A 24518-nucleotide genomic window follows, 5' to 3' on the forward strand; every position below is an offset into this window, starting at 1 on the left:
GGTAAGTATGTAAATGTAAGAAAACGTTACAAACAAAATAAAATATTACTCTTTAATACCAATCATTTAATAGCTGTTTGCTACTTTTGCAAAAAAATAATATCATGCCTTCATTCCTAAAACTAATAATAAAAGAAGTAAAACGCGAAACTGCTGCTGCAGTCTCAATACTTTTTAATGTTCCTGAAGAACTAAAATCAAACTATACTTTTGTTGCAGGACAATATATCAATTTACGATTAACACTAGATAACCAAGAGCTTCGTCGTGCTTATTCTATTTGTTCTTCTCCAGAAAGTGGCGAATTACGAATTGCTGTAAAAGCTGTAAAAAATGGTGTTTTTTCTCAATTCGCAACGACAAAACTAAAAGCAGGAGATGTCCTTGAAGTGGGTAAGCCAGAAGGTAAATTTACATTTGAACCTGAACCAGAAAGACAAAAGAACTATGCTGCATTTGTTGCTGGAAGCGGAATAACTCCCGTGCTTTCTATTCTAAAATCAGTTTTAAAAAGCGAACCAAAAAGTTCATTTGTATTGGTTTACGGAAACAAAACTGTCGAAGACACTATTTTTCATCAAGAATTACACGATTTACAATTACAATATGTAGGCCGTTTATTTGTACACTATGTTTTTAGTCAAGCTAAAGTAGAAAATGCATTATTTGGAAGAATTGATAAATCGGCTGTAAATTATGTATTGAACAACAAGCATAAAGAATTACAATTTGATAAATTCTATTTATGTGGTCCTGAAGAAATGATCAATACGGTTTCAGGAATTTTAAAAGAAAAAAATGTAAAAGAATCTGCTATAAAATTTGAACTTTTTACTTCTTCTACACAAGAAAATAAAATTGATACTTCATTAGAAGGACATTCAAAAATTACTGTTCTTGTTGATGACGAGGAAGTTTCTTTTGAAATGTCTCAAAAACAAACCATTCTTGATGCTGCTTTAAAGCAAGGAATTGATGCTCCTTATTCTTGCCAAGGCGGAATTTGTAGCAGCTGTCTTGCTCGTGTAACTTCGGGAACTGCCGAGATGAAAAAGAACTCGATTTTAACAGATAAAGAAATCGCAGACGGATTAATTCTTACCTGTCAAGCACATCCAACATCTGAATCTATTTATGTAGATTACGACGATGTTTAGTCTTTTGTCACAGTATTCAGACATTTATTGAATATAAAAATAAATCCATAAAAAAAGAGTTTGCAATGCAAACTCTTTTTTTATTTTATAAGTTTAGTTTTCTATGTACAATAAGACTCCCTGAATACTAAAAACTGCCACTGAATACTGAATTATTACAACTGTGACTGAATACTAGATACTACTTTATCAGGCGAAATAGTTCGCATTACATCTTCATAACCAGGAACTATTTTGTTTCCATACACCGAAGTTGGTAATAAAGGGAATTTAGTCCTATTTGATACCAATGCTTCTTCTAGTTTTTGATTAAATGGTAAGAATCCTGCATACGGATGTGTTGCTCCCCAAAGTGTAATTACTTTTACACCCAGCATTGCAGCAATATGAGCATTTCCTGAATCCATAGAAAGCATTACATCAAGATTGCTAATCAGTTTTAATTCTTGCTGAAACTTAATTTTTCCTGCTACATTTATTACATTTTTAAATGGCTTAGAAAGTGATTCTAAAATTTCAATTTCTTTTTTCCCTCCACCAAAAAGTAAGATTGTATATTCTTTATTTTCAGCTAATTTACCAATTACATCCTGCATTAAATCCAAAGGATAAACCTTAGATTCGTATTGAGCAAAAGGTGCAATCCCTATTAGTTTTTGATAATTTTCTCCTATCAAGTTTGTAATTTCAGCACTTAAAACTGCTTTTTTAGGAAATTCAAGATTAGATAAATCCACCGCAAAACCTAGTTCTTCAAACACTTTTACGTGTCGTTCAAACATCGTTGGTAATTGCTTAAAGATCTTATTTTCTGCACGCATTAATGCCTTTTTAGCCTCTCTTGCTTTATCAACAAAAGCGGTTTTCTTTCCGCTTAAAGCGAAAAAAGTTCTGACAACTTTAGAACGTAAAACGTTATGCAAATCAGCAAAAGCATCAATATGCAATTCTTTTAAATCTTTATATAAACGCACCAATCCAATAAAACCTTTATGACGCTTTTTATCATCAAAAACGAAAAAAGTTAAGTTAGGTATGCCATCAAAAAATGGTTTGAAAAATGGGCGTGAAATTACCGTTAATTGAACCTCCGGGTGCTGTTTTACAAATGCGCGTAAAACAGGAACCGTCATGGCGACATCTCCCATTGCGGAAAGTCTCATGACGGCTATATGCTTAATTTTATTGGACAATTCTGCCAATTATTTTTTATTTTGGTATAAAACTGGATTCAAATCATCATCATTGTACATTTTCATTTGTTTGTACACTTTCATGAATTTATCTCCATTTTCAATATCTGTTAACAAATCATCAATTGCTGTAGACAAATCGCTTCTTTGTTCTAAAAGTACATTTAGTTTTTCCTGACATTTATCTCTATGCTCTTGTGAAGCTTCTGCACGAGTAGCTTCTTCATTCATATGATAAATTTTTAAAGCTAAGATAGATAATCTATCAAATGCCCATGCAGGACTTTCTGAATTAATTTTAGCTCCGTCTTTTACTTTTACATGGCTGTATTTTTGTAAAAAATAACTATCGATATATTCTACCATGTCAGTACGTTCTTGGTTAGAAGCGTCAATTCTTCTTTTTAGAGCAAGTGCAGCTACTGGATCAATATTTGGATCACGAATAATATCTTCAAAATGCCATTGTACAGTATCTATCCAGTTTTTTAAATATAATAAATGTTCAAATTTATCTTTAGGATATGGATTGTTTATTGGCTGATCAACATTATCAAATTTATGATAATCTTTGATGCTTTGTTCGAATACAGAATATGCTAATTTTGAAAACATGTCTTTAATTTTTATAGATACAAAGATACTTTTTATACTTTTATAAAAAAATATCAAATCATAAATCTATTTATCTTAAATCAGATTTAAAAATAAATTAAAAAATACCATCATGCAGATTCATTATTTATCCGAAAACAACAGCGTATTGAACCACTTTTTAGGCCAGATACGAAATATAAAAGTTCAAAACGACAGCATGCGTTTTCGAAGAAATATTGAGCGGATTGGTGAAATTATGGCTTATGAGATAAGCAAAGATCTATCTTATAAAAACGTAGAAATAGAAACGCCACTTGGTATTAAAAACACTACTGAAATAGATGACAAACTCATTTTATGTTCTATTTTACGTGCAGGTTTACCTTTACATATTGGTTTTTTAAACTACTTTGATGAAGCTGAAAATGGCTTTGTTTCGGCATGCAGACATCATCCTAATAATGATGATGAATTTGTTATTTTAGTCGAATATCAAGCCTTATCTAGTATCAATAATAAAACCGTTTTATTAATTGACCCAATGCTGGCAACTGGTCAGTCTATTGTTGCTGTTTATGAAAAATTAATACAAAATGGTGCTCCCAAAGAAATGCATCTTGCTGTTGTAATTGCTGCTCCAGAAGGTGTTGCTTATCTAGAAAAACATCTTCCAGATTCTTGTCATTTATGGATTGCTGCCTTAGATAGTAACTTAAATGAGAAAAATTATATCGTTCCTGGATTAGGTGATGCTGGCGACTTAGCCTATGGAAATAAATTATAGTTGAGAGAAAAAGGTAAAAAGACTACACAAAATTAAGACTCCAAAAACGATTTCATTGTTTAGTTTATTTTGCGAAAACTCAATATGACTTGATCCCATAATAGCCAAAGGTGCAACTGTAAACAATAACAAATCATTGCTTTTATTAGGAGATACTAAAAATATAACAACTCCTATAAAGAAATAAGCTATAATTTTCTTATAAGAAGAATGTAGTAACAATGGTCTATTTGATAATGTTAATAACAACGAAACTACTAAGAATAGAGCAACTGCGACATATATTGACAAAGCTCCGTTTTGGTAGTTATTGGTGAAATAATTGATTCTAAAATCAAGCAATGCATGATTTTTGAAAAATGTTATTACATCAATATTAAACAATAAAGATACCAGTAGAAAAAGTGTAGCTATAGTAAAAAGAGCTATAAATGGTAAAATCCAGTTTCTATAATCACCCGCAACGTGAAAAATTATTGATATAAATACTAATATAAGAAATAAAATACACCAAAATTGGAACAAAGAAGCCAATAGAATCCATAATGATGCATCAAATATTTTTTCTTTTGAAGCTTTAAGGGATTGCAATGATAACAAACGACGAAGCGCTAATAGTACAAAAAAATTGGCAAGTAAAATAGTAGGATTGTTAAACGCTGATGGAAAAAATAACGTTAACAATAAATAAAAAAATATCGTGTAACCGTTGTCTTTACTAAGCCCATTTTTCTTGACCACAAAATTTGTTACCAACATCGATCCTAATACAACTATCAATAAGCTTATTTTTTCTGAAACTGAAATAAGCGATTTTGTCCAAGAAATATCTTGAAATTGATAGATGAAAAAGAAAACCAGCATTAAAATTACGACCAAAGAATAATTTAATGGTGTAGATTTTTTAAAAACACTTGTTATCATAAGGATATTTTATACTTTTGTGACTGTAAATATAATACTTGTTTAAAAAGGAAACCAACAACTTGAAATAAAGATTCTGATTATCGGGATTTATAACTTCAATGCGTTACAAAACAATAAATAACAAAATAATTTTATAAATTATGACAGCTTTTTTTGAAGGAATACAGTACTTATTCGTAAACATTTTATTTGCTCCACTTGATTTTTTACGTTCATTAGAACTTGTATCATGGTTTGGTGCTAATACAATTAATTGGATTTTCATGATTATCTGTGCAGCTGCAATGGTATATTGGATTAAACAATTACGCATTTTTGATGCAGCCGGAACAGAAAATCAAGATACTACGGCTCACTCTTTTTTAAAGTAAGTCAAAGCCAATATCTTTTCTAAAATACATCTTATCAAAATTTAGCTTGTCTATGTTTTGATAAGATTTTTTTATGGCCTCTTGAAAGTTGTCTCCATACGAAGTCACTGCCAAAACTCTTCCTCCATTACTTAGAACATTGTCATTCTCTAGCTTTGTTCCTGCATGGAAAACAATAGAATCTGAAATATTCTCTAATCCAGAAATTACTTTTCCTTTTTCAAAATCCTCTGGGTAACCACCTGAAACAACCATAATTGTTGTAGCGCTTCTTGGATCTACCTCTAGAGAAATTGTATCCAATTTTTCATTAGCAACAGCTAAGAACAATTCTACTAAATCAGTTTTTAATCTTGGAACTACAACTTCAGTTTCTGGATCACCCATTCTTACATTGTATTCTATAACGATTGGTTCATTGTTAACATTTATCAATCCAATAAAAACAAAACCTTTGTACTCGATTCCGTCTTTTTGGAAACCTTCGATTGTTGGTTTAACAATGCGTGTTTCGATTTTTTCCATTAAAACAGCATCAACATAAGGAACTGGAGAAACTGCTCCCATTCCGCCTGTATTTAATCCTGTATCACCTTCTCCAATACGTTTGTAATCTTTTGCTGTAGGCAGTATTTTATAACTTTTACCATCTGTTAATACAAAACAGCTTAGTTCGATACCATCTAAAAACTCTTCGATAACAACTTTTGAACTCGCTGTACCAAATTTTTCATGAACTAACATGTTTCTTAATTCAGTTTTAGCTTCTTCTAAATCTTGAATAATCAAAACTCCTTTACCTGCTGCCAAACCATCAGCTTTTAAAACATAAGGAGGTTGCAATGTTTCTAGAAACTCACATCCTTTTTCTACAGTTTCTGCAGTAAAACTATCATAAGCTGCTGTTGGAATATTGTGCTTGATCAAAAACTCTTTAGCAAACTCTTTACTTCCTTCAAGTTGTGCGCCTAATTTTGATGGTCCGATAACCGGAATATGTTTTAAACTTTCGTCGTTTTTAAAATAATCGTAAATCCCTTTTACCAATGGATCTTCGGGTCCAACGACAACCATACCTATGTTTTCCCCAAGTACTAAGGTTTTTATTGCTTCAAAATCGGTTGGACTAATGTTTACATTGTGAGCAATACCAGCTGTTCCAGCATTTCCTGGTGCCACAAAAAGTTTATCGCATAGCGGACTTTGAATCATTTTCCATGCAAACGCATGCTCTCTTCCTCCTGAACCCAATAGTAAAATTGTCATTGTATAGTTGTATTTAGTTGTGGTGCAAAAATAATTGCTTTTAACCTTAAAACAGAATTAATTTTTAAAAAGTTGTTGGTTCTTGATTTTTAGTTGTTGGTAAGTATTATTTTTGATAAAATTTATCCTCCAAATGCTTCGACTTTTTGATCTTTCTCTTCTTATAAATGGATTTCCAATTAAGGAAGCTAAAGCTGAATTGGATACCATTATGGGGCTTTCTGAAAAAGAGCATGCTCTATTTATTCAGCATAAAAAAGAAGAAATCGTTGCTTATCATTTGCAAAACAATCCTTTTTATGCTGCATTGGTTGGTTCTATAAATACCAAAAGCTGGAATGATTTACCAATTTTGAACAAACAGAATTTGCAAAAACCTCTTTCAGAAAGACTATCTAAAGGTTATTCTATAAAAAACGTTTACCTCAACAAAACCTCTGGATCAAGCGGAACTCCTTTTGTTTTTGCAAAAGATAAATATTGTCATGCTTTAACCTGGGCTTCTAATAGTATGCGTTTTGGTTGGCACGGAATCAATTTTAATACTTCGTATCAAGCCCGTTTTTATGGTATTCCGATGGATTTTATTGGAAACAAAAAAGAACGTTTTAAAGATTTTTTAAGCAACCGTTATCGGTTTCCTATTTTTAATTTATCTGATATTGTTTTAGAACGGTTTTTACAAAAATTCCGAATCAAAAAATTCGATTACCTCAACGGCTACACAAGTTCGATTGTTTTGTTTGCTAAGTTTTTAGAAAAGAAGAATATCATCTTAAAAGATATCTGTCCTAGTTTAAAAGCTTGTTTTGTTACTTCTGAAATGCTTTTTGAATCGGATAAAAACCTTTTAAAAAAACAATTTGGGATTCTGATTATTAATGAATACGGAGCATCTGAACTTGATTTAATTGCTTTTGAAAATCCTAATGAAGAATGGCAAATAAATGCAGAAACTCTTTTTGTCGAAATTCTGGACGAAAATAATCAACCTGTTCCAAATGGAATTGAAGGTAGAATTATAATCACTTCTTTATTCAACAAAGCGCATCCGTTTATTCGTTATGATATAGGTGATATCGGAATTTTGGATAAAAAAAGCACTTCGCAAAAGCCAATTCTTAAAAAACTTATTGGCAGAACCAATGATGTTGCGGTTTTACCAAGCGGTAAAAAATCACCTGGATTAACGTTTTATTATGTGACCAAAAGTATAATCGAAGACGACGGAAATGTAAAAGAGTTTATTATTAAACAAACTCAAATAGATTCTTTTGAAATAGAATATGTTAGTGATAATGAACTCCATAAAAATCAAATTGAGAAAATTAAAACTGCAATTGCTCTCTATCTTGAACCTGATTTAAACTTCACTTTTACCCGAAAAACAGTTTTAGAAAGAACTAATCGCGGAAAGCTAAAACAATTTAAATCTTGTTTGTAATATAGATAAAATCTTACGTTTGTTTTTTTTAATTAAAACTCATGGACGATCAATCTCTGCTTTCTGAAGAAACTGTTTCTAACAAAATTTACTTTATCCGAAATCAAAAAGTAATGCTGGATAGCGATCTGGATTTACTTTATGGAATAGAAACAAAACGATTAAACGAACAAGTAAAAAGAAATATCTCTAGATTTCCCGAAGATTTTATGTTTCAACTAACTGAAGTTGAGTATAATTCTTCAAGGTCGCAAATTGCGACCTTGAAGAATGGCAGAGGATTTAACTTAAAATATTTACCTTTTGCTTTCACAGAACATGGTGTTTTGATGCTATCAAGTGTCCTAAAAAGTGATAAAGCAATTCAAACTAATATCCAAATCATGCGTATTTTCACGAAAGTAAGACAAATGCTTCTGGACACAACCGAAATGAAAATAGATATTCTGCAGATTCAAAAGAAATTAGAGAATCATGATAAAAATATTGAATTGGTCTTTTCTTATTTAGATGAACTCACTGAGAAAAAAGAAGACGAAAGCGAAAGAGTGAAAATTGGATATAAAAAATAATAAATTCTCTAAGGTCACAAATTGTGACCTTAGAGAAATACTAAACTCTCTTTATATATTTTGGTTTTATAACCAATTGAGTGAACAGAAATCGGGTCATAAGAATACAGGAAACCATAAAATTAAATCCATGAAATCGCCTGTAAACGCCAAAATTATGTTTGATTAATTTAAACTTTGAAGATGAAATTGAATCTTTTCTTATCCTATAATAAGCCAAAAATTCTGGAACTGGTTCTGCTTCTTTAATTTGCTTTAAAATTGTGAGCCACAAGCGCCAATCTTGCCTTTTTTGAGTAGCTTCGATTGTAATTTTTCCGAAAAATTCAACATCGTAAATTGCAGTTAAGTTCCCTACATAATTGCAAAAAAACAATTGTTGATAAGTTAAGTTTAATGGAGCTTCTATCTTTTTGTTTAGAACATTACCCTCTTCATCAATCCACTCATAAAAACTAAACGTAAAAGGCAAATTCTTATCTTTTAAGAACTTTATTTGTTTTTCTAATTTTAGGGGAAACCATAAATCATCAGCATCTAGAAATGCTATATACCTTCCATTTGCTTTATTCAAAGCTATATTTCTAGCAAAACCATTCCCTGAGTTGTTTTCTAATTCTATGATCTTGATTCGATTATCAGCTTGAGCAAATTCTTTTATTATTGCTACTGTATTATCTGTCGAGGCATCGTCAACCAAAATAATTTCCCAGTTAGGATAACTCTGGTTTTGTACAGACTGTATGGTTTTATCAATGAATTTTTCACAATTATACGTCGGAATTAAAATAGAAACTAAATCCATTAATATGCTTTATCATCGCCTTTTAGCGTATTGCAAATTGTATCAAAAATTATTTTTATATCTAACAAAATAGACCAGTTTTCCATATAAAAAATATCATATTTAACTCGGTTAATAATATCTTTATCCGATTCTACTTCGCCACGAAACCCACTCGTTTGAGCTAATCCTGTAATACCTGGCTTAACAAAATGCCTTACCATAAATTTATTGATTTTAAGCGCATAAACCTCTGTTACGCTTAACATATGGGGTCTTGGTCCTACTACTGACATATTACCCATTAAAACATTGAAAAATTGTGGCAATTCATCAATACTCGTCTTACGAATAAATGCACCAATTTTTGTTATTCTTTCATCATTTTTAGAAGCCAGATTTATATGTGCTTCATCATTTAATTTCATCGATCGAAACTTATAGCAATAAAACTCTTTATTATTCAATCCATTCCTCTTTTGCTTGAAAAAAATTGGCCCTTTTGTTTCTGATTTTATTAAAATTCCTATAATTGGTATTAACCACGAAAGTATTCCAACTATAATTATAGTAGAAAAAACAACATCAAAAATACGCTTAACAGCTTTATTAAAATTATCATCTAGCCGAATATTTCTTAACTTAAGAACAGGTATATAATCATAATATTCAAACATAAAATTTCTGAAAAATATTTGCTTATCGTCAGGAATAAATTTTAATGTCTTCAAATTATTATCTGCAAAATAAATAAGATCCCTCATTTGTTGTTGTGATAAATCAATCATAGAACAATACATTTCATCTATTCTATTTAATAAAACAAAATCTAGCATTTGATTAATTTGACATTTTTTATCACTCCCAATATCAAATATATGCATCAGCTTATAACCATAATCTAAATTATCCGTAAAAAAATTTTGCAATGGAGCAACACTCTTACTATTCCCCATTAATACTACTCGTCTGGAGTTACCTCCATATAGCACCCTGAATTTTTTTAGGAAAAAATAAATAGAAAATTTAATGGTTAATATCACCAAAAAGGAGCTGCTAATAAATACAACTACTGAAGGTAAACTTATTCTTTTTGAATAAAAAAAAGCTAATGCAAAAACTACTAAACTAAACAAAACATATTGCTTAAGTGCACAATTTAAAATTGCAATTACTTTAGTATATCGATATACCTCATAAAAACCTAAGTGTACAGCAATAGAAACCCAAGCAAAGCTCAAAGCTAAAGGAAATATGATTTGGTGAACAGGAAAATCAATTATATAAACCGCAAATAAATTGATGATAATTAAATCTATCAAATATGAGAAAGGCCTAATATAACCTGAATATCTTCCTGTTTTTGTTCGCATCTACCTTATATAATTTGAAAAATCTTTATGTTCTTCTTTCGATAGCTCTTCTTTAGAAAGGGACTTAAAATAATCATATGTAATTTTCATTCCCTCTGCACGATTAACTTTAGCTTCCCAACCAAGCAATTGCTTTGCCTTTGTAGTATCTGGCTGTCGTTGTAATGGATCATTAATCGGTAATGGATGGTAAACTACTTTTTGATTTGTTCCTGTAAGTTTTATAATTTCTTCTGCAAAATCTTTTATAGTAATTTCATCTGGATTTCCAATATTTACTGGATATACGTAATCAGAATGTAACAATCGGAAAATACCTTCTACCTGATCATCTACATAACAAAATGAGCGGGTTTGCATACCATCTCCAAAAATGGTTAAATCTTCTCCTCGAAGTGCCTGACCAATAAAAGCTGGAATTACTCGGCCATCATTAAGTCGCATTCTAGGTCCGTAAGTATTAAAAATACGCACTATTCTGGTTTCTACACCGTGAAAAGTATGATAAGCCATTGTGATAGATTCTTGAAAACGTTTTGCTTCATCATAAACTCCACGCGGCCCTATTGTATTTACATTTCCGTAATATTCCTCTGTTTGTGGGTGTACCAAAGGATCCCCATAAACTTCAGATGTTGAAGCAATCAAAATTCTTGCTTTTTTTACACGTGCTAAACCTAATAAATTATGTGTTCCTAATGAACCTACTTTTAAGGTTTGAATAGGAATTTTTAAATAATCTATTGGACTTGCTGGTGAAGCAAAATGTAGTATATAATCTAAATCTCCAGGAACATGTACAAATTTTGTAATATCATGATGATAAAATTCGAAACTTTCAAGTTTAAATAAATGCTCGATGTTTTTTAAATCACCAGTAATTAAATTATCCATTCCGATAACATAATAACCTTCTTTTATAAAACGGTCGCAAAGATGTGAACCTAAAAATCCTGCTGCTCCTGTAATAAGAATTCTTTTCATTGTATTTTTTGTATGTGCCAAATGTAATTTATAAATTCAATTACATTCTTTAAAATATTGTAATCTAATCTTTGCGATAACATTAATCGCAAATCTATTTTTATTTTATCAAGGGCACAAAAGTGCCTTTGTATGCTAATGTTATTATTTTACGTTAAAAATCTGCTCTAAGATTTTAATCGTAATCAAATAAGTTGGCTTAACTCCTGTTGTTCCTAATCCTCCAGAAGCCAATGTGCTTCCTGTTTCTAATGGATTATCTGATGCATAATAAGCATATCTCACCTTTATATCATGTGGAACACTTTTTCTGATTTTTGAAGCTGACTGAATCGCTTTTTGGTAATACGATCCTTCCATTTCAAGACCAATAACACTCCAAGTAGATTCATGGAAGAATTTTAATAGATCGCGGTTCTGTAATGATGTTCCTAATACGGTAACCATTGCCCCTTCAAAAACTGCAATATCATTTCCTTGAAACATTGCCCCTGTTAATTCATTTTCGAAAAAGTAATTATCTGCTGTTCCTTCATTTATATGTGCTGTCGGAATCATTATATCTCCTTTACCACCTTCTAGAATCCCTGCTTTACCCATAATCGAAACCGATTTTACGTTAAGAAGTGTATCTTTTTTGTATGGTTTTAATAATTCATCGATTGTTTCGTAAGCTTGCTCACCAAACGCATAATCCATAACAATGATTACTGGTTTCTTATCTTCTAAATCAGCTTTAGGAAATGCGGTTTTAGACCAGTCAATCTTAGCTGTATCAAAAATTTGTACATCGATATTAGTTCCTGAAGAATCTGGTAACGAAATCATTCCATTTTTCAAAGCTATTGCTTCAACATCTTTACGTATTGCATTTGCTCCTGATTTACTTAATTCTTCATAAATAAAGAAATCAGATTTATCTTTGAACTTAGTTTTTAAAACCGGTGTTGCAAAGATAGAATTCATCACACTGTGCATATTAGCGCTAATAACATGTATAGGACGGTCTAAAAGCGAATTTGCTTTTAAAACCTCCTTGATGTTCGTTGCCCAGATTTCTCCGTGAATATGATGCCCTAAACGCTCTCTCAAAATAGGACTAAATGTAATTGTTCGTTTATTATTTTCAACAACTTCTTCAATCGCTAGTTTACCTAACCAATAAATAATATGCAAAAATCGATCTGGTTCCGCTTCAGAACCAAAAGCATCATAAATATTAAGAACATCTTCAAATGTTCTTCCTAAAATATTTGCAACATGCGATATTGCCTTTTCTTTCTCTATAAGCGGTAACTTTTTTGTTTGCATTACTGCATGTTCCAGCTTAAGCCAGTCACGTGAAACTTCACCTCCATCATCTAATAGAACTCTATTTCTAATTTTATGAGATTCAATAAAAATAAAAGTCAAGTGTGTCAAAATATCATAAATATCTGAGCGTCCTCGCGTAATTTCTACGTTCATTTGCTCCTCATCGATTCTGTAACAATTTCTTCTTCTCTTTGGAGGAACAATTGCTTGAAAATGTGATTTAGAATATCCTTCGTCTGAAGTTAGATTAATATAACGACATTCTTCAATTCCTATCGGAAGTCTTTCTATAACATATAAAAGCCCATTAAGCTCTACTTTTTCTTCGGCAATATTTCCGTAAATCTCTGGTCGCAAAGCTAATAATGCTTCACGTAATGTATCGCCCGAAATTCCCATTGGTTTATAAAAACCTCTGTTAAACAAGTGGCGCATTGTAATGTACATTTTTTCAATAGCAGCTGATGATTCTTGTGCTCTTGATCTCGAAATGTTTTTTGATTCTTTCATTCTAATTATATTTTTTAAACTTTTTAAGCTTTATTCTTTATTTAATGCGTCTGCTATATCTCTATTATTAGACAGTCGCGGTATTTTATTTTGTCCTCCTAATTTTCCTTGTGATTTCATATATTCCTGAAAACCATTTTTAGTAACTTTAGTTATTACCACTTTCTGCAAAATATTTCCAGTTATTAAATCGTCGTAATAAATATTCTGTTTTCGCATGGCATCATCTATTGCTTCTGCAAAAGTGGCCATATTTTCTGGTTCATTTTCAAATTCTACAAGCCATTCATGATAGGGTAATCCTTCTATCGGATTAATTTGTGGTGCAACAGTAAACTCATTAATTCGAACATTGGTGTTTTCCATTGCTGCTTTCATTGCATTTTCAACCTCATTGCCAATAACATGCTCTCCAAATGCTGAAATATAATGTTTTATCCTTCCCGAAACAATAATACGATGCGGATATAAAGAAGTAAACTGAACAGTATCTCCAATATTATACCCCCAAAGCCCAGCATTTGTAGATATTATCAAGACATAATTTACACCTAACTCTACTTCTCCTATCGTTAATCGCTTTGGATTGTCACTAAAAAACTCCTCTGCTTTTATAAACTCATAAAAAATTCCTGAGTTCAATAACAAAAGCATTCCTTTAGATTTTTGAGAATCTTGATAAGCAAAGAATCCTTCAGAAGCTGGAAACAACTCGATGCTATCTACTTTTCTTCCTATCAGGTTTTCGAACTTTGCACGATAAGGTTCGTAATTAACTCCGCCGTAAATAAAGAGATTAAAGTTTTTGAACAAATCCCCTACTTTCTTTCCACTTCTTTCTTCTAAACGTTCAAAGTACATTTGTACCCAAGATGGAATCCCAGAAATAATAGTCATATCCTGATCTATTGTTTCATCGACAATTGCATTAATCTTAGTTTCCCAATCCTCAATACAATTGGCTTTCCAAGATGGCATGCGGTTCTTTTGAAGATATTTTGGTACAAAATGAGCTGCAATTCCAGATAAACGTCCTAGTTTAATTCCATTTTTTTCAATCAATTCTGGACTTCCTTGTAAAAAAATCATTTTTCCATCTACAAAATCTGTTTTTCCAGTTTCATGTATATAATGTAAAATTGCATTTCGGGAAGCTTCAATATGATAAGGCATTGATTCTTTGGTCAGCGGAATATATTTCGCTCCCGAAGTTGTTCCAGATGTTTTAGCAAAATAAAGTGGTTTCCCTTTCCAAAGAATGTCATTCTGACCCAATTGTACTTTATCTATATACGATTTTAAATCTTCATAATCTCTTACAGGTACTTGCTTTTTAAAATCTTCAAACGTCTTTATTTTATCAAAATGGTGGTCTTTTCCAAACTCAGTATCTTTTGCCCCTTTTATTAAACTCTTAAAAACTTTCTGTTGAGTTTCAACAGGTTTTTTAGCCCAAGTCTGCGTGTTATTATAAATTTTGCTGGCAAATAATTTTGCAGCGACTGATTTTATAGACATTCTTTATTTTTGTTTTTTATCACTTTTATTCTTTTTTACAGAACTAGTGTTTTCTTTTTTTTCTTCATTTGCCACTTCCTCACGCAATTTTAATTCTTCTTTGGATGGGGCTAAATTCACATCTTCCTCTTTTACATCAACACTTGATAAGATAGAATCCTTATTAAATTTAGCATATTCTAATTGGCCTGTTAGCACTTTTTGAATCGCTTTGATATAAGTTTCATTTTTCTTTAACGCCACTGTTAATGAATCCGATTTTAGAGCCAATTCGGTTGCATTTCTTTTTAATTCCGTTGATGAATATCCAGGTATAAATTCACGCAATGGTGTAAAAGCGATTATAAATGTGGTAATTAATATTAAAAAAATAGCCCCTAGTGTCGCAACTACAAAAACATTCATAAGATTTAACTTGAAAGAAAAGATCTCTTCAAATGTATCCTCATTCAAAATAACCAATCGGTTTTTGACAAATAATCTATTTCTGAATTTAATTCTTTTTAGTCTTTTCTCGGTCATTGTGGTACTTTAATTGACAAATATAATAATAATTAGTGTTGATAAAACGGTCAAAATATAAATAGGATAGCCTTTAAAATAGCATTTTATAAAATATTTAACGTGATTAAAAATAAATATTTTATAGTAAAACTAATTCATATTAACTAATTCTGTATACCTTTGCCTTTATTATATACAAATTTGCTCCGGCAATTAACTATTCAATCATGGGAAGATTAGGTGTTACAGAAATCCTTGTTATATTAGCAGTTGTTTTATTACTTTTTGGAGGTAAAAAAATTCCAGAATTAATGAAAGGTTTAGGTAGTGGAATTAAAGAATTCAAAAACGCTGCTAAAGACAATGATCAGCCAGCTGATAAGAAAGAAAAAGAAGAAGATAAACCGGCTTAATTTATTTAATAAATTATAGGTCTTATAAATTCCAAATCCCAATAAAATATTATTGGGATTTGGAATTTCTTGTTTTATAATATCATCGTTAACTGAATACGTTTTCTCTCTTCGTCAACCTCAGTTACTTTTACATCAACATGTTGGTGTAGTTTTACTACTTCGTTTACATCGCTTACAAAACCTGCTTTAAGTTGCGAAATGTGAACCAAACCGCTTTCTTTAACACCGATGTCAACAAAACAACCAAAGTTGGTGATGTTATTAACAATTCCTGGTAATATCATCCCTGTTTTCACATCTTTTATGCTTTTTACATTCGGATCAAATTCAAAAACCTTAGCTGATTTTCTCGGATCTAAACCTGGTTTTTCTAATTCTTTGATAATATCCTTTAATGTCAATAAACCAATTTCTGGCGTGATATAATTCTCTGGTTTAATTAAAGCTGTACGTTCTTTATTGGCAATAAGATCATTAACGGTTAGTTTTAAATCTTTAGCCATTTTCTCTACTATACCGTAAGCTTCAGGATGTACTGCCGAATTATCCAACGGGTTTTTTGCATTGGTTATTCTGATAAAAGCAGCTCCTTGCTGATAGGCCTTATCTCCTAAACGAGGTACTTTTTTTAATTGTTTACGATCTTCAAAAGGGCCATTTTCAGAACGATATTGTACAATGTTTTCGGCAAGCTTCTCTCCTATTCCACTAACATAACTCAATAAATGTTTACTCGCTGTATTAATATTAATACCTACCGAGTTTACGCAACGAATTACGGTATTATCCAGCTCTTCTTTTAATTTTGATTGGTCAACATCATGTTGATATTGTCCTACTCCAATAGCTTTTGGATCGATTTTTACCAATTCGGCCAACGGATCCGAAAGTCGTCTTCCTATAGAAACTGATCCTCGCACAGTAACATCATAATTAGGAAACTCATCACGAGCGATTTTAGATGCCGAATATACCGAAGCTCCTGCCTCAGAAACAATAAAAACCTGAACTGGTTTATCGAATGCGATTTTTTTGATAAAAAATTCCGTTTCACGCGAAGCTGTTCCGTTACCAATAGAAATTGCGTCAATTTTATAAGAATTTACCATCGAGCGGATTTTTTTCATCGCCATAGCGTCCTCATGTTGTGGTGCGTGCGGATAAATGGTTTCATTGTATAACAAATCGCCTTTTTCGTCTAGACAAACCACTTTACAACCACTTCTAAATCCAGGATCAATAGCCAGAATACGTTTTTCACCCAATGGTGGCGCAAGCAATAACTGTCCTAGATTATTAGCAAAAACCTGAATAGAATTAGCATCAGCTTTCGCTTTGGCTTCTTGTAATGTCTCATTTCCTATAGCAGGATTCAACAACCGTTTATAACTATCTTCAATCGCTAATTGTATATGTGGTGTTGTATTATTTTGACCTTTTATAACCAGTTCATCAATAATATCATACGCTTCATCAATGTCAACCTCAATTTTCATTTTTACAAATCCTTCGTTTTCAGCACGAAGCATTGCTAATAATCGGTGTGAAGGTGCTTTTGTTAACGGTTCTGACCAATCGAAATACTGATTGAATTTTTGCGCATTCTCATCATCTTTTTTTGTTTTTACAACCTTGGTTGCAATTGTCGATTTACGCTGGTATAATCTACGTAATTGTTTACGAACATATATATTTTCGTTGATCCATTCAGCAATGATATCACGAGCTCCTTGTAAAGCAGCTTCTTCATTAATAACATTATCATTAATATATCGTGTCGAAATAAAATCAACATCGTCATTGCCTTGCGACATAATGATTTTTGCTAATGGTTCTAACCCATTTTCACGTGCTACATCAGCTTTTGTTTTCTTTTTCTTTTTAAACGGAAGATAAAAATCTTCTATCTCTTGTAAATCAAAACTTTGTTCAATTTTTTGCTTTAATTCTGGAGTAAGTAACTTTTGTTCTTCTATAGATTTTAAAACTGCTTCTTTACGTTTTACAATAACTTCATAGTCTTTCTGAAGTTTTGCAATTTGTTCTATTACGACTTCGTCAAGATTTCCAGTTGTATCTTTTCGATATCTGGAAATAAACGGAATCGTGCAATCTTCCTCTAGTAATTTAACTGTGTTTTGAATGTTTATTGCTGCTGTTTGAACAGTCTTCGCAATGAATTGAATATTAGTCATGCTTTTAATGAAATAATTTCTTGATTATAAATTGATATAATTTACTTATTAAAATGAAACAGCAAATTAATCAATAATTCTGCTAAAATAATATCTTTGTTCTTAAATTTAAGCCAATGAAAGTTTTATTACCATATTTTTTTATTGTAAATACTATTGCCTTTATCTTAGCAGGATACGATAAATATTTGGCTGTCAAACATAAACGCAGAATTTCCGAAAATACACTGTTTGTAATAACAGCTCTTGGAGGTTCATTGGGTTTGTTACTAGCAATGATACTATTTAGACATAAAACGAGTAAACCTTCTTTTATGATGAAATATGCTGGTATTGTTCTTCTTCAGGTAATAATCGCTTTCCTTATATTTTTTTATTACTGTGATGCTGAAACTCTTGCTTGGTTTATGGTAAGTGACAATAAATAGTATTATTTTATTGTTGTTAACAACTCTACAAACGCTTATTTATCAAATAATTAAATCTAACATTTCTATTATATTCATTATTAACATTGTTATTGCTAAGATATAAAACGAGTAAATCTCATTTTATAACAACATAGTAGAACTGTCCTTGATAATCACAATCCAAAAAAGTGCTGTTTTGTTTATATAATCCATTATAAGTAGTATTGTTTTTACGTTGTTAACAACTCTACAAACGCTTATTTATCAAATAATTAAATCTAACATTTCTATTATATTCATTATTAACATTGTTATTGCTTAGATATAAAACGAGTAAATCTCATTTTATAACAACATAGTAGAACTGTCCTTGATAATTACAATCTAAAAAGTGCTGTTTTGTTTATATAATCCATTATAAATAGTATTGTTTCTATGTTGTTAATAACTCTATAATCTACTATTTATCAAACAACTAAATAATATTTTATAATAAAATAGTTGAACTGTCCTTGATAATCATAATCTAAAAAGGGTAGTTTTATATATAGAATCGATTAATAAATAGTGTTGTTTTTACGTTGTTAATAACTCTATAATTACCTATTTATGAAGCAATTAAATCCAATATTTTTAAACAAAAAAGCCAGGTGAATTTTAAAATCCGCCCGGCTTACTATTTTATTGGTGCGTAGCACCCGTTTTTTTGACTTTTTTACTGACAAGCAATCTTATTTACTCTATTTTGGTGTCTTCCACCTTCAAATTCTGTATTTAAAAATGCTTCAACCATTTCTACAGCTTGTGGAATCGATGTAAAACGTGCTGGAATACTAATAATGTTAGCATCATTGTGCAAACGTGTTAAAACTGCGATTTCTTTAGTCCAACATAAACCTGCTCTTACTTTCGGGTGTTTATTAACAGTCATTGCAATTCCATTTCCGCTTCCGCAAATAACAATTCCAAAATCAGCCTTACCTTCAGTGATATCTGTAGCGACAGGATGACCAAAATCTGGATAATCTACTGAATCCTCAGAATCTGTACCATAGTTAGTTACCTCATATCCTTTTGCTTTAAGCATCGCAACAATTGCTTTTTTATATTCTGGTCCTGCGTGATCGTTTCCTATTGAAATTTTCATTATTAAGTTATATTAAGTTGTGTCCTGCAAATTTAACCAATTAATAAATGGTTGCCACGAATTTCGCTAATTTTCACAAATTATTCCTTAATAACTTTTAAAAACATAGTTTTTCTAATTCGTACTTATTGATGAAATTTGTATTAGAAAAAGCTTAATATATAACTCACTTTATATCAAAAACTTAACACTTATTAACATTATTAACAATGCTATAAGTATCTAGTAATCAATGAAAAATAAACATCTTTTTTGTTAAAATTTTATATTGTTAATAGCAAAAGCTAATTCGTTGATATTCAGTTAACTTTAAATTAACATCTTTTGTTAATAACTACAGAAAGAAAATTAGAAGTTTTTTTTGGTTGTGTCATAAAAAAACCTAATCCAAAACTGGAACTTAATAACCTAATAAAGTTTGGAGAATTTTTAGAAAAGTTATCAATATCAAAAAGTACATTTTCAACAAAAATGAACATATGAAGTTATCTACAAAACCAATTCATTTTTGGTTGTTAACCAATGTTAATTAAAATCTAAAAACTCCTAGAAACTAATCCTTTAACTAAATATAAGTATGTTGATAACTCTATATAACTAAGAGAAACTTCATTTCAATGCTTTTAAAAATAAATTTATATGACATATTAACACACTATAATAACAACCATAAATTAATTAAATTTAAATTTTTCTTTTTTATATATATAATATATGTTGACAACTTTGAAAAATTGAAAAGAAAAAAAAATTGAGAATTTGAATTTAAACGATTGAAAGTGGATTATTGAGATTGTCAAGAATTTCCTGAACCCTTTCGAAATCCTCTGGGTGAACGTTGAGTTTGATTCCGCCCAAAGCTGCCGAATAAAAAGGAGCCACCGATAAGGTCATTTCGTTCTCTAGGTAGTATGGAATGTCTTCTTGTTCTAGTAAGTGTTTTAGAACGACTGTTTCGTGCAGATAATTGAATGTAGCAATGGTTTTAAAGCTTTGCATAAGGGTCTTTTTGTAAAGATACGAAATGAGCATTAGAAAAGACCTTTGAAAATCAATAGATAGCTGTGATTGAAAGTTATATTTTTAATAAAATGGAACCTAAAAAGCATTATCTGATATCTTCTTTGTAATTTTAAACCTTATAAGAAAAGATATATGAGTAAGAAAATTAGAAAACCGATAAAGAATGAGAAAGATTTCTCAAGTAAGATTATAAAAATTTTATCGCAACATGCTAATAAACCATTTAATTACAAACAAATAGGAGCGAAGTTAGAATTAGACGATACTAAAAGTCGCAATCAAATTATAAAAGATTTAAAGATTCTGGCATCTCAAAATAAGATTGTAGAATCAGAACCAGGAAAATATTTAATTAAAGCTGTTAGTCAGGATTATTACGAAGGTACGATTGATATGACAAGTCGTAAAACAGCTTACTTTATTTGTCCAGATTTTACCGAAGATGTTTTTATCCCTACAAATAATTTAAATCGTGCACTAGATAAAGACAAAGTAAAAGTTTACGTTTACAACAGAAGAAAAGGAAAACGACCTGAAGGTGAAGTAATTGAAGTAATAGAAAGAAATAAAACTGACTTTGTTGGAGTTATTGACATTCAGAACAACTTTGCTTTTGTTTCTACAGCAAATCCTAAAATGTACACCGATATTTTTATTCCTAAGGATAAAATAGGAGAGGCTCAAAATGGTGATGTTGTATTAGTTACGATAGAAGATTGGCCAAAACGTGCCGATAGTCCATTTGGATCAGTAGTTAAAGTTTTAGGAAAACCAGGAGAACATGATACTGAAATTCATGCTATTTTGGCTGAATACGGTTTACCTTCAGATTTCCCTGTAGAAGTAGAGGTTTATGCACAAAAAATAGATACATCTATACAGGAAAGTGAAATTGCTAAGCGTCGTGATATGCGAGATACGCTTACGTTTACGATAGATCCAAAAGATGCAAAAGATTTTGATGATGCCTTGTCTTTCAAAAAGTTAGAAAACGGAAACTACGAAATTGGTATTCATATTGCTGATGTTTCGTATTATCTGGAGGAAGGAACAATCCTGGATGATGAAGCATATCAACGTGCAACATCGGTATATTTAGTAGATAGAGTAGTACCAATGCTTCCTGAAGTGTTATCAAACTTTGCTTGTTCGTTACGTCCTAATGAAGAGAAATATACCTTCTCGGCAGTTTTTGAAGTATCAGAGAATGCACAAGTTATTAACCAATGGTTTGGTAGAACAGTAATATACTCTGACCAACGATTTGCTTATGAAGAAGCACAATATATCATTGAAACAAAAGATAATACAATTCCAGAGGAAACCTCAATAACAGGAAGTTCGTATGTTGTTTCGGATGAAATTGTAAATGCCACTTTAAAACTAGATGAATTAGCTAAGATTTTGAGAAAGAAAAGAATGGCTAATGGCGCTATTTCTTTTGATAAAGTTGAAGTTAAATTTGATTTGAATGCAGAAGGAGAACCAGAAGGGGTTTATTTTAAAGTATCAAAAGATGCGAATCATTTAATTGAAGAATTCATGCTTTTGGCAAATAGAAAAGTTGCTGAATACATTGGTAAACAAAAGAAAACATTTGTTTATAGAATTCACGATGAACCAAATGAAGACAAATTAATTGCAATGCAATCGGTAATTGCTAAATTTGGTTACAAGATAGATTTCCGAAATAAAGGAGATATATCGAAATCATTAAATGCTTTAATGGAAGAAGTTAATGGTAAAAAAGAGCAAAATTTAATTGATACTCTTGCAATTAGAAGTATGAGTAAAGCCAAATATTCAACAGATAATATTGGACATTATGGTTTAGCTTTTGATTACTATAGCCATTTTACATCACCAATTCGTCGTTATCCAGATGTAATGGTACATAGATTATTGCAATATTATTTGGATGGAGGAAAATCTGTAGATGAAGAAACATACGAAACCAAGTGTTTACATTGTTCAAACATGGAAGGATTAGCTACTAATGCAGAACGTGATAGTATTAAGTACATGCAGGTTAAATACATGCAGGATCATAAAGATGAAGAATTCTTGGGTGTTATTTCAGGAGTTACTGAGTGGGGAATTTATGTAGAAATAGTATCGAATAAATGCGAAGGAATGGTAAGAATCAGAGAGATAAAAGATGATTATTACACTTTCGATGAAAAACAATATGCACTCGTAGGTGCTACTTCAGATAAGATATTACAATTAGGCGATGAGATTTATGTTAAAGTAAAAAATGCCGATTTAGTTAAGAAACAATTGGATTTTCATTTTTTAAGAAGAGCAGAATAAGAAGTAATAATTTAAAAAAGAAAAACATGAAAAAGTTATTAATAGGAGTTGCAATTTTATTTGTACAAGTATCATTTGGTCAGGTAACTAAAAATTTAGGAGATTTTGATAAAGTTAAAGTTTTCGATAAATTGAGTATTACACTAATTCATTCCTCAGAAAATAAGATAGTTATAAAAGGAAGTAGAGAGAGTGAAGTAGAAGTTGTTAATAAAAATGGAGAACTGAAACTTAGAATGCCATTTCCTAAACTTTTATCAGGGGATGATATTTCAATACAACTGTATTACAAACGTATTGAAAACATCGATGTAAGCGAAGGAAGTATAGTTTCTAGTAAAGAAACATTCAAACAAACAACAATTGATTTAAATTCTAAAGAAGGAGGAGAAATCAATGTAATTTTGGATGTTGATAATGCAAAAGTAAGAGCAGTTTCTGGAGGAACAATCAAAGTATCTGGAGAAGCAAGTAATCAAGTTGCTAATTTAGGTTCAGGAGGAATTTTAAGAGCAAAGGGATTACATACCTCACAAACGACAATAAGCGTTTCTGCGGGAGGAAATGCCGAAATCTATGCTACTACCTTGGTTGATGCAAAAGTGAATGCTGGTGGCTATATTTACATCTATGGTAAACCAAAACAAATTAACCAAAAAACTGTTCTAGGCGGTAGGATTGAAGAAAAAGAATAAATCGAAATTGTATTTTAATGATAAATGATATTATAGCAGGGATTCCATGGGGAGTATTTTTAAGCTTTATGGTAGGCCCGGTATTTTTTATATTACTAGAAACTAGTATTACCAAAGGTTTTAGAGCTGCATTAGTTTTTGATCTAGGTGTAATTTTAGGAGATATTTTCTTTATAGCAATTGCTTATTTAGGAAGTTATAGATTAATTAAAAGCTTACAAGATAAACCAGCCCTTTTTATCTTTGGAGGTATAATCATGTTGGCTTACGGTATTATTTCGTTTATACAACTCAAGAAAGAAGCGAAAATAAACGACGAAGAAATAGACCGTGATATTATCAAAAGAAACTATGGAAGCCTATTTGTAAAAGGTTTTTTCTTAAATGTTATCAATATCGGAGTACTCGGTTTTTGGGTTGCAATAATTATTTCTATTGGACCAAAATTAGAAATGCAAACATCAAGAATGATGACATTTTTTGTAACAGTTGTACTAACTTATTTAATTATAGATTGTATAAAAATTGTTTTAGCAAAGCAATTAAAATCTAAAATGACACCTTCAAATATTCTTAAAATTAAAAAAGGAATTAGTATAGTTTTAATGATTTTTGGATTTGTTTTAATAGTTCAAGGATGGTTTCCTAAAGAAAAAGAAATGGTAAAACATGCTTTCGAAAAGATAGAAAAGTAGTTATTAATAACTACAAGATATAATTTTAAACCTCTCATTACGAGAGGTTTTTTTATGTTTAAAACATTTAAAACTTTTTGTAAAATTTCAAGTTTAAAGTTGGTCTGTGCATTTTTGTTATTTCGACGAAGGAGAAATCTCTACGAGTAGCTCGACAAAGATTACGGAGTTTCTTGCTAAGATTTCTCCTTCGTCGAAATGAGAAGATTGTATAAAACTAAAGTTTCTTACAGTCTTGGTTCAAAAATTTTGCAAAGGTAATAGCAGATTCATATAAGACTTCGACTCTTATCAGTCTTACAATATTGAAGAAAAATAAAGCACAA

The 24518-nt window shown here is 30.7% G+C and carries 23 protein-coding genes; 10 read left to right on the top strand and 13 right to left on the bottom strand.

The features are described from left to right. The first annotated feature begins 104 nt into the window (after positions 1-104). Positions 105-1157, top strand: a complete 1053-nt coding sequence (locus OIU80_RS08385; protein WP_264286583.1) for a ferredoxin--NADP reductase — start codon at positions 105-107, stop codon at positions 1155-1157. 155 nt (positions 1158-1312) lie between these two features. Here the strand turns inward: OIU80_RS08385 and OIU80_RS08390 are convergent, their stop codons facing one another. Together OIU80_RS08390 and OIU80_RS08395 are read right to left on the bottom strand one after the other, a co-directional pair. After that, on the bottom strand, positions 1313-2320 hold the full coding sequence (locus tag OIU80_RS08390) for a glycosyltransferase family 9 protein (protein WP_264286584.1): 1008 nt from the start codon (positions 2318-2320) through the stop codon (positions 1313-1315). A gap of 39 nt (positions 2321-2359) precedes the next feature. Then, on the bottom strand, positions 2360-2965 hold the full coding sequence (locus OIU80_RS08395; RefSeq protein ID WP_264286585.1) for a DUF4254 domain-containing protein: 606 nt from the start codon (positions 2963-2965) through the stop codon (positions 2360-2362). A gap of 112 nt (positions 2966-3077) precedes the next feature. Here OIU80_RS08395 and upp point away from each other — a divergent pair, with 112 nt between their 5' ends. After that, positions 3078-3731, top strand: a complete 654-nt coding sequence (gene upp / locus OIU80_RS08400) for a uracil phosphoribosyltransferase (protein ID WP_129540368.1) — start codon at positions 3078-3080, stop codon at positions 3729-3731. Here the strand turns inward: upp and OIU80_RS08405 are convergent. Then, positions 3726-4655: a DUF6427 family protein gene (locus tag OIU80_RS08405; protein ID WP_264286586.1), complete on the bottom strand. Its 930-nt coding sequence runs from the start codon at positions 4653-4655 to the stop codon at positions 3726-3728. The two genes, upp and OIU80_RS08405, sit on opposite strands and share 6 nt — an antisense overlap. A gap of 143 nt (positions 4656-4798) precedes the next feature. Between OIU80_RS08405 and OIU80_RS08410 the strand changes: the two genes are divergently transcribed. Further along, positions 4799-5029, top strand: a complete 231-nt coding sequence (locus OIU80_RS08410) for a DUF6341 family protein (protein WP_264286587.1) — start codon at positions 4799-4801, stop codon at positions 5027-5029. On the opposite strand, the gene purD is transcribed toward OIU80_RS08410, so the two are convergent. Continuing rightward, positions 5021-6295: a phosphoribosylamine--glycine ligase gene (purD, locus tag OIU80_RS08415; protein WP_264286588.1), complete on the bottom strand. Its 1275-nt coding sequence runs from the start codon at positions 6293-6295 to the stop codon at positions 5021-5023. The genes OIU80_RS08410 and purD overlap by 9 nt on opposite strands. Positions 6296-6428: 133 nt before the next feature. Here purD and OIU80_RS08420 point away from each other — a divergent pair, with 133 nt between their 5' ends. Both OIU80_RS08420 and OIU80_RS08425 read left to right on the top strand, forming a co-directional pair. Further along, a complete protein-coding gene (locus OIU80_RS08420; RefSeq protein WP_264286589.1) occupies positions 6429-7739 on the top strand; it encodes a phenylacetate--CoA ligase family protein in 1311 nt (436 codons plus the stop codon). A gap of 41 nt (positions 7740-7780) precedes the next feature. After that, positions 7781-8311 (top strand): ORF6N domain-containing protein, encoded by a 531-nt coding sequence (locus OIU80_RS08425; RefSeq protein ID WP_264286590.1) that lies wholly within the window; start codon positions 7781-7783, stop codon positions 8309-8311. A gap of 40 nt (positions 8312-8351) precedes the next feature. Here OIU80_RS08425 and OIU80_RS08430 read toward each other — a convergent pair whose 3' ends face one another. From OIU80_RS08430 to OIU80_RS08455, 6 genes are all read right to left on the bottom strand, one after another. Continuing rightward, a complete protein-coding gene (locus OIU80_RS08430; protein WP_264286591.1) occupies positions 8352-9116 on the bottom strand; it encodes a glycosyltransferase family 2 protein in 765 nt (254 codons plus the stop codon). Next, a complete protein-coding gene (locus tag OIU80_RS08435) occupies positions 9116-10417 on the bottom strand; it encodes an exopolysaccharide biosynthesis polyprenyl glycosylphosphotransferase (RefSeq protein ID WP_319004964.1) in 1302 nt (433 codons plus the stop codon). The genes OIU80_RS08430 and OIU80_RS08435 overlap by 1 nt, the downstream gene beginning before the upstream one ends. Positions 10418-10468: 51 nt before the next feature. Then, the gene (locus OIU80_RS08440) at positions 10469-11452 is read right to left on the bottom strand and encodes a UDP-glucuronic acid decarboxylase family protein (RefSeq protein WP_264286593.1); all 984 of its coding nucleotides are present in this window, start codon (positions 11450-11452) and stop codon (positions 10469-10471) included. A 144-nt stretch (positions 11453-11596) separates the two neighbouring features. Beyond that, a complete protein-coding gene (locus OIU80_RS08445) occupies positions 11597-13276 on the bottom strand; it encodes a DUF6909 family protein (protein WP_264286594.1) in 1680 nt (559 codons plus the stop codon). Positions 13277-13306: 30 nt separating this feature from the next. Then, positions 13307-14794 carry a GH3 auxin-responsive promoter family protein gene (locus OIU80_RS08450; RefSeq protein WP_264286595.1) on the bottom strand — a complete coding sequence of 496 codons (1488 nt, stop codon included), beginning with the start codon at positions 14792-14794 and terminating at the stop codon, positions 13307-13309. Positions 14795-14797: 3 nt separating this feature from the next. Continuing rightward, positions 14798-15316 carry an alpha-crystallin domain-containing protein gene (locus tag OIU80_RS08455; RefSeq protein ID WP_264286596.1) on the bottom strand — a complete coding sequence of 173 codons (519 nt, stop codon included), beginning with the start codon at positions 15314-15316 and terminating at the stop codon, positions 14798-14800. 209 nt (positions 15317-15525) lie between these two features. Between OIU80_RS08455 and tatA the strand changes: the two genes are divergently transcribed. Beyond that, positions 15526-15711 (top strand): twin-arginine translocase TatA/TatE family subunit, encoded by a 186-nt coding sequence (tatA, locus tag OIU80_RS08460; protein WP_129540358.1) that lies wholly within the window; start codon positions 15526-15528, stop codon positions 15709-15711. A gap of 74 nt (positions 15712-15785) precedes the next feature. Here the strand turns inward: tatA and OIU80_RS08465 are convergent, their stop codons facing one another. Beyond that, on the bottom strand, positions 15786-17909 hold the full coding sequence (locus OIU80_RS08465; protein ID WP_264286597.1) for a Tex family protein: 2124 nt from the start codon (positions 17907-17909) through the stop codon (positions 15786-15788). 116 nt (positions 17910-18025) lie between these two features. Between OIU80_RS08465 and OIU80_RS08470 the strand changes: the two genes are divergently transcribed. Further along, complete coding sequence (locus tag OIU80_RS08470; RefSeq protein ID WP_264286598.1) at positions 18026-18337, top strand: DUF1294 domain-containing protein; 312 nt, start codon at positions 18026-18028, stop codon at positions 18335-18337. 697 nt (positions 18338-19034) lie between these two features. Here the strand turns inward: OIU80_RS08470 and rpiB are convergent. Both rpiB and OIU80_RS08480 read right to left on the bottom strand, forming a co-directional pair. Then, positions 19035-19466, bottom strand: a complete 432-nt coding sequence (rpiB, locus tag OIU80_RS08475; protein WP_264286599.1) for a ribose 5-phosphate isomerase B — start codon at positions 19464-19466, stop codon at positions 19035-19037. Positions 19467-20231: 765 nt separating this feature from the next. Further along, positions 20232-20465: a putative signal transducing protein gene (locus tag OIU80_RS08480; protein WP_035628923.1), complete on the bottom strand. Its 234-nt coding sequence runs from the start codon at positions 20463-20465 to the stop codon at positions 20232-20234. A 156-nt stretch (positions 20466-20621) separates the two neighbouring features. Between OIU80_RS08480 and rnr the strand changes: the two genes are divergently transcribed. The 3 genes from rnr to OIU80_RS08495 are packed head-to-tail and all read left to right on the top strand — an operon-like array spanning position 20622 to position 24192. Further along, positions 20622-22802: a ribonuclease R gene (gene rnr, locus OIU80_RS08485; protein ID WP_264286600.1), complete on the top strand. Its 2181-nt coding sequence runs from the start codon at positions 20622-20624 to the stop codon at positions 22800-22802. 26 nt (positions 22803-22828) lie between these two features. Then, a complete protein-coding gene (locus OIU80_RS08490) occupies positions 22829-23497 on the top strand; it encodes a head GIN domain-containing protein (RefSeq protein ID WP_264286601.1) in 669 nt (222 codons plus the stop codon). A 17-nt stretch (positions 23498-23514) separates the two neighbouring features. After that, a complete protein-coding gene (locus OIU80_RS08495; RefSeq protein WP_264286602.1) occupies positions 23515-24192 on the top strand; it encodes a LysE family translocator in 678 nt (225 codons plus the stop codon). The last annotated feature ends 326 nt before the right edge of the window (positions 24193-24518 follow it).

It is taken from the genome of Flavobacterium frigoritolerans (assembly GCF_025847275.1).
GTDB classification, from domain to species: Bacteria; Bacteroidota; Bacteroidia; order Flavobacteriales; family Flavobacteriaceae; genus Flavobacterium; species Flavobacterium frigoritolerans.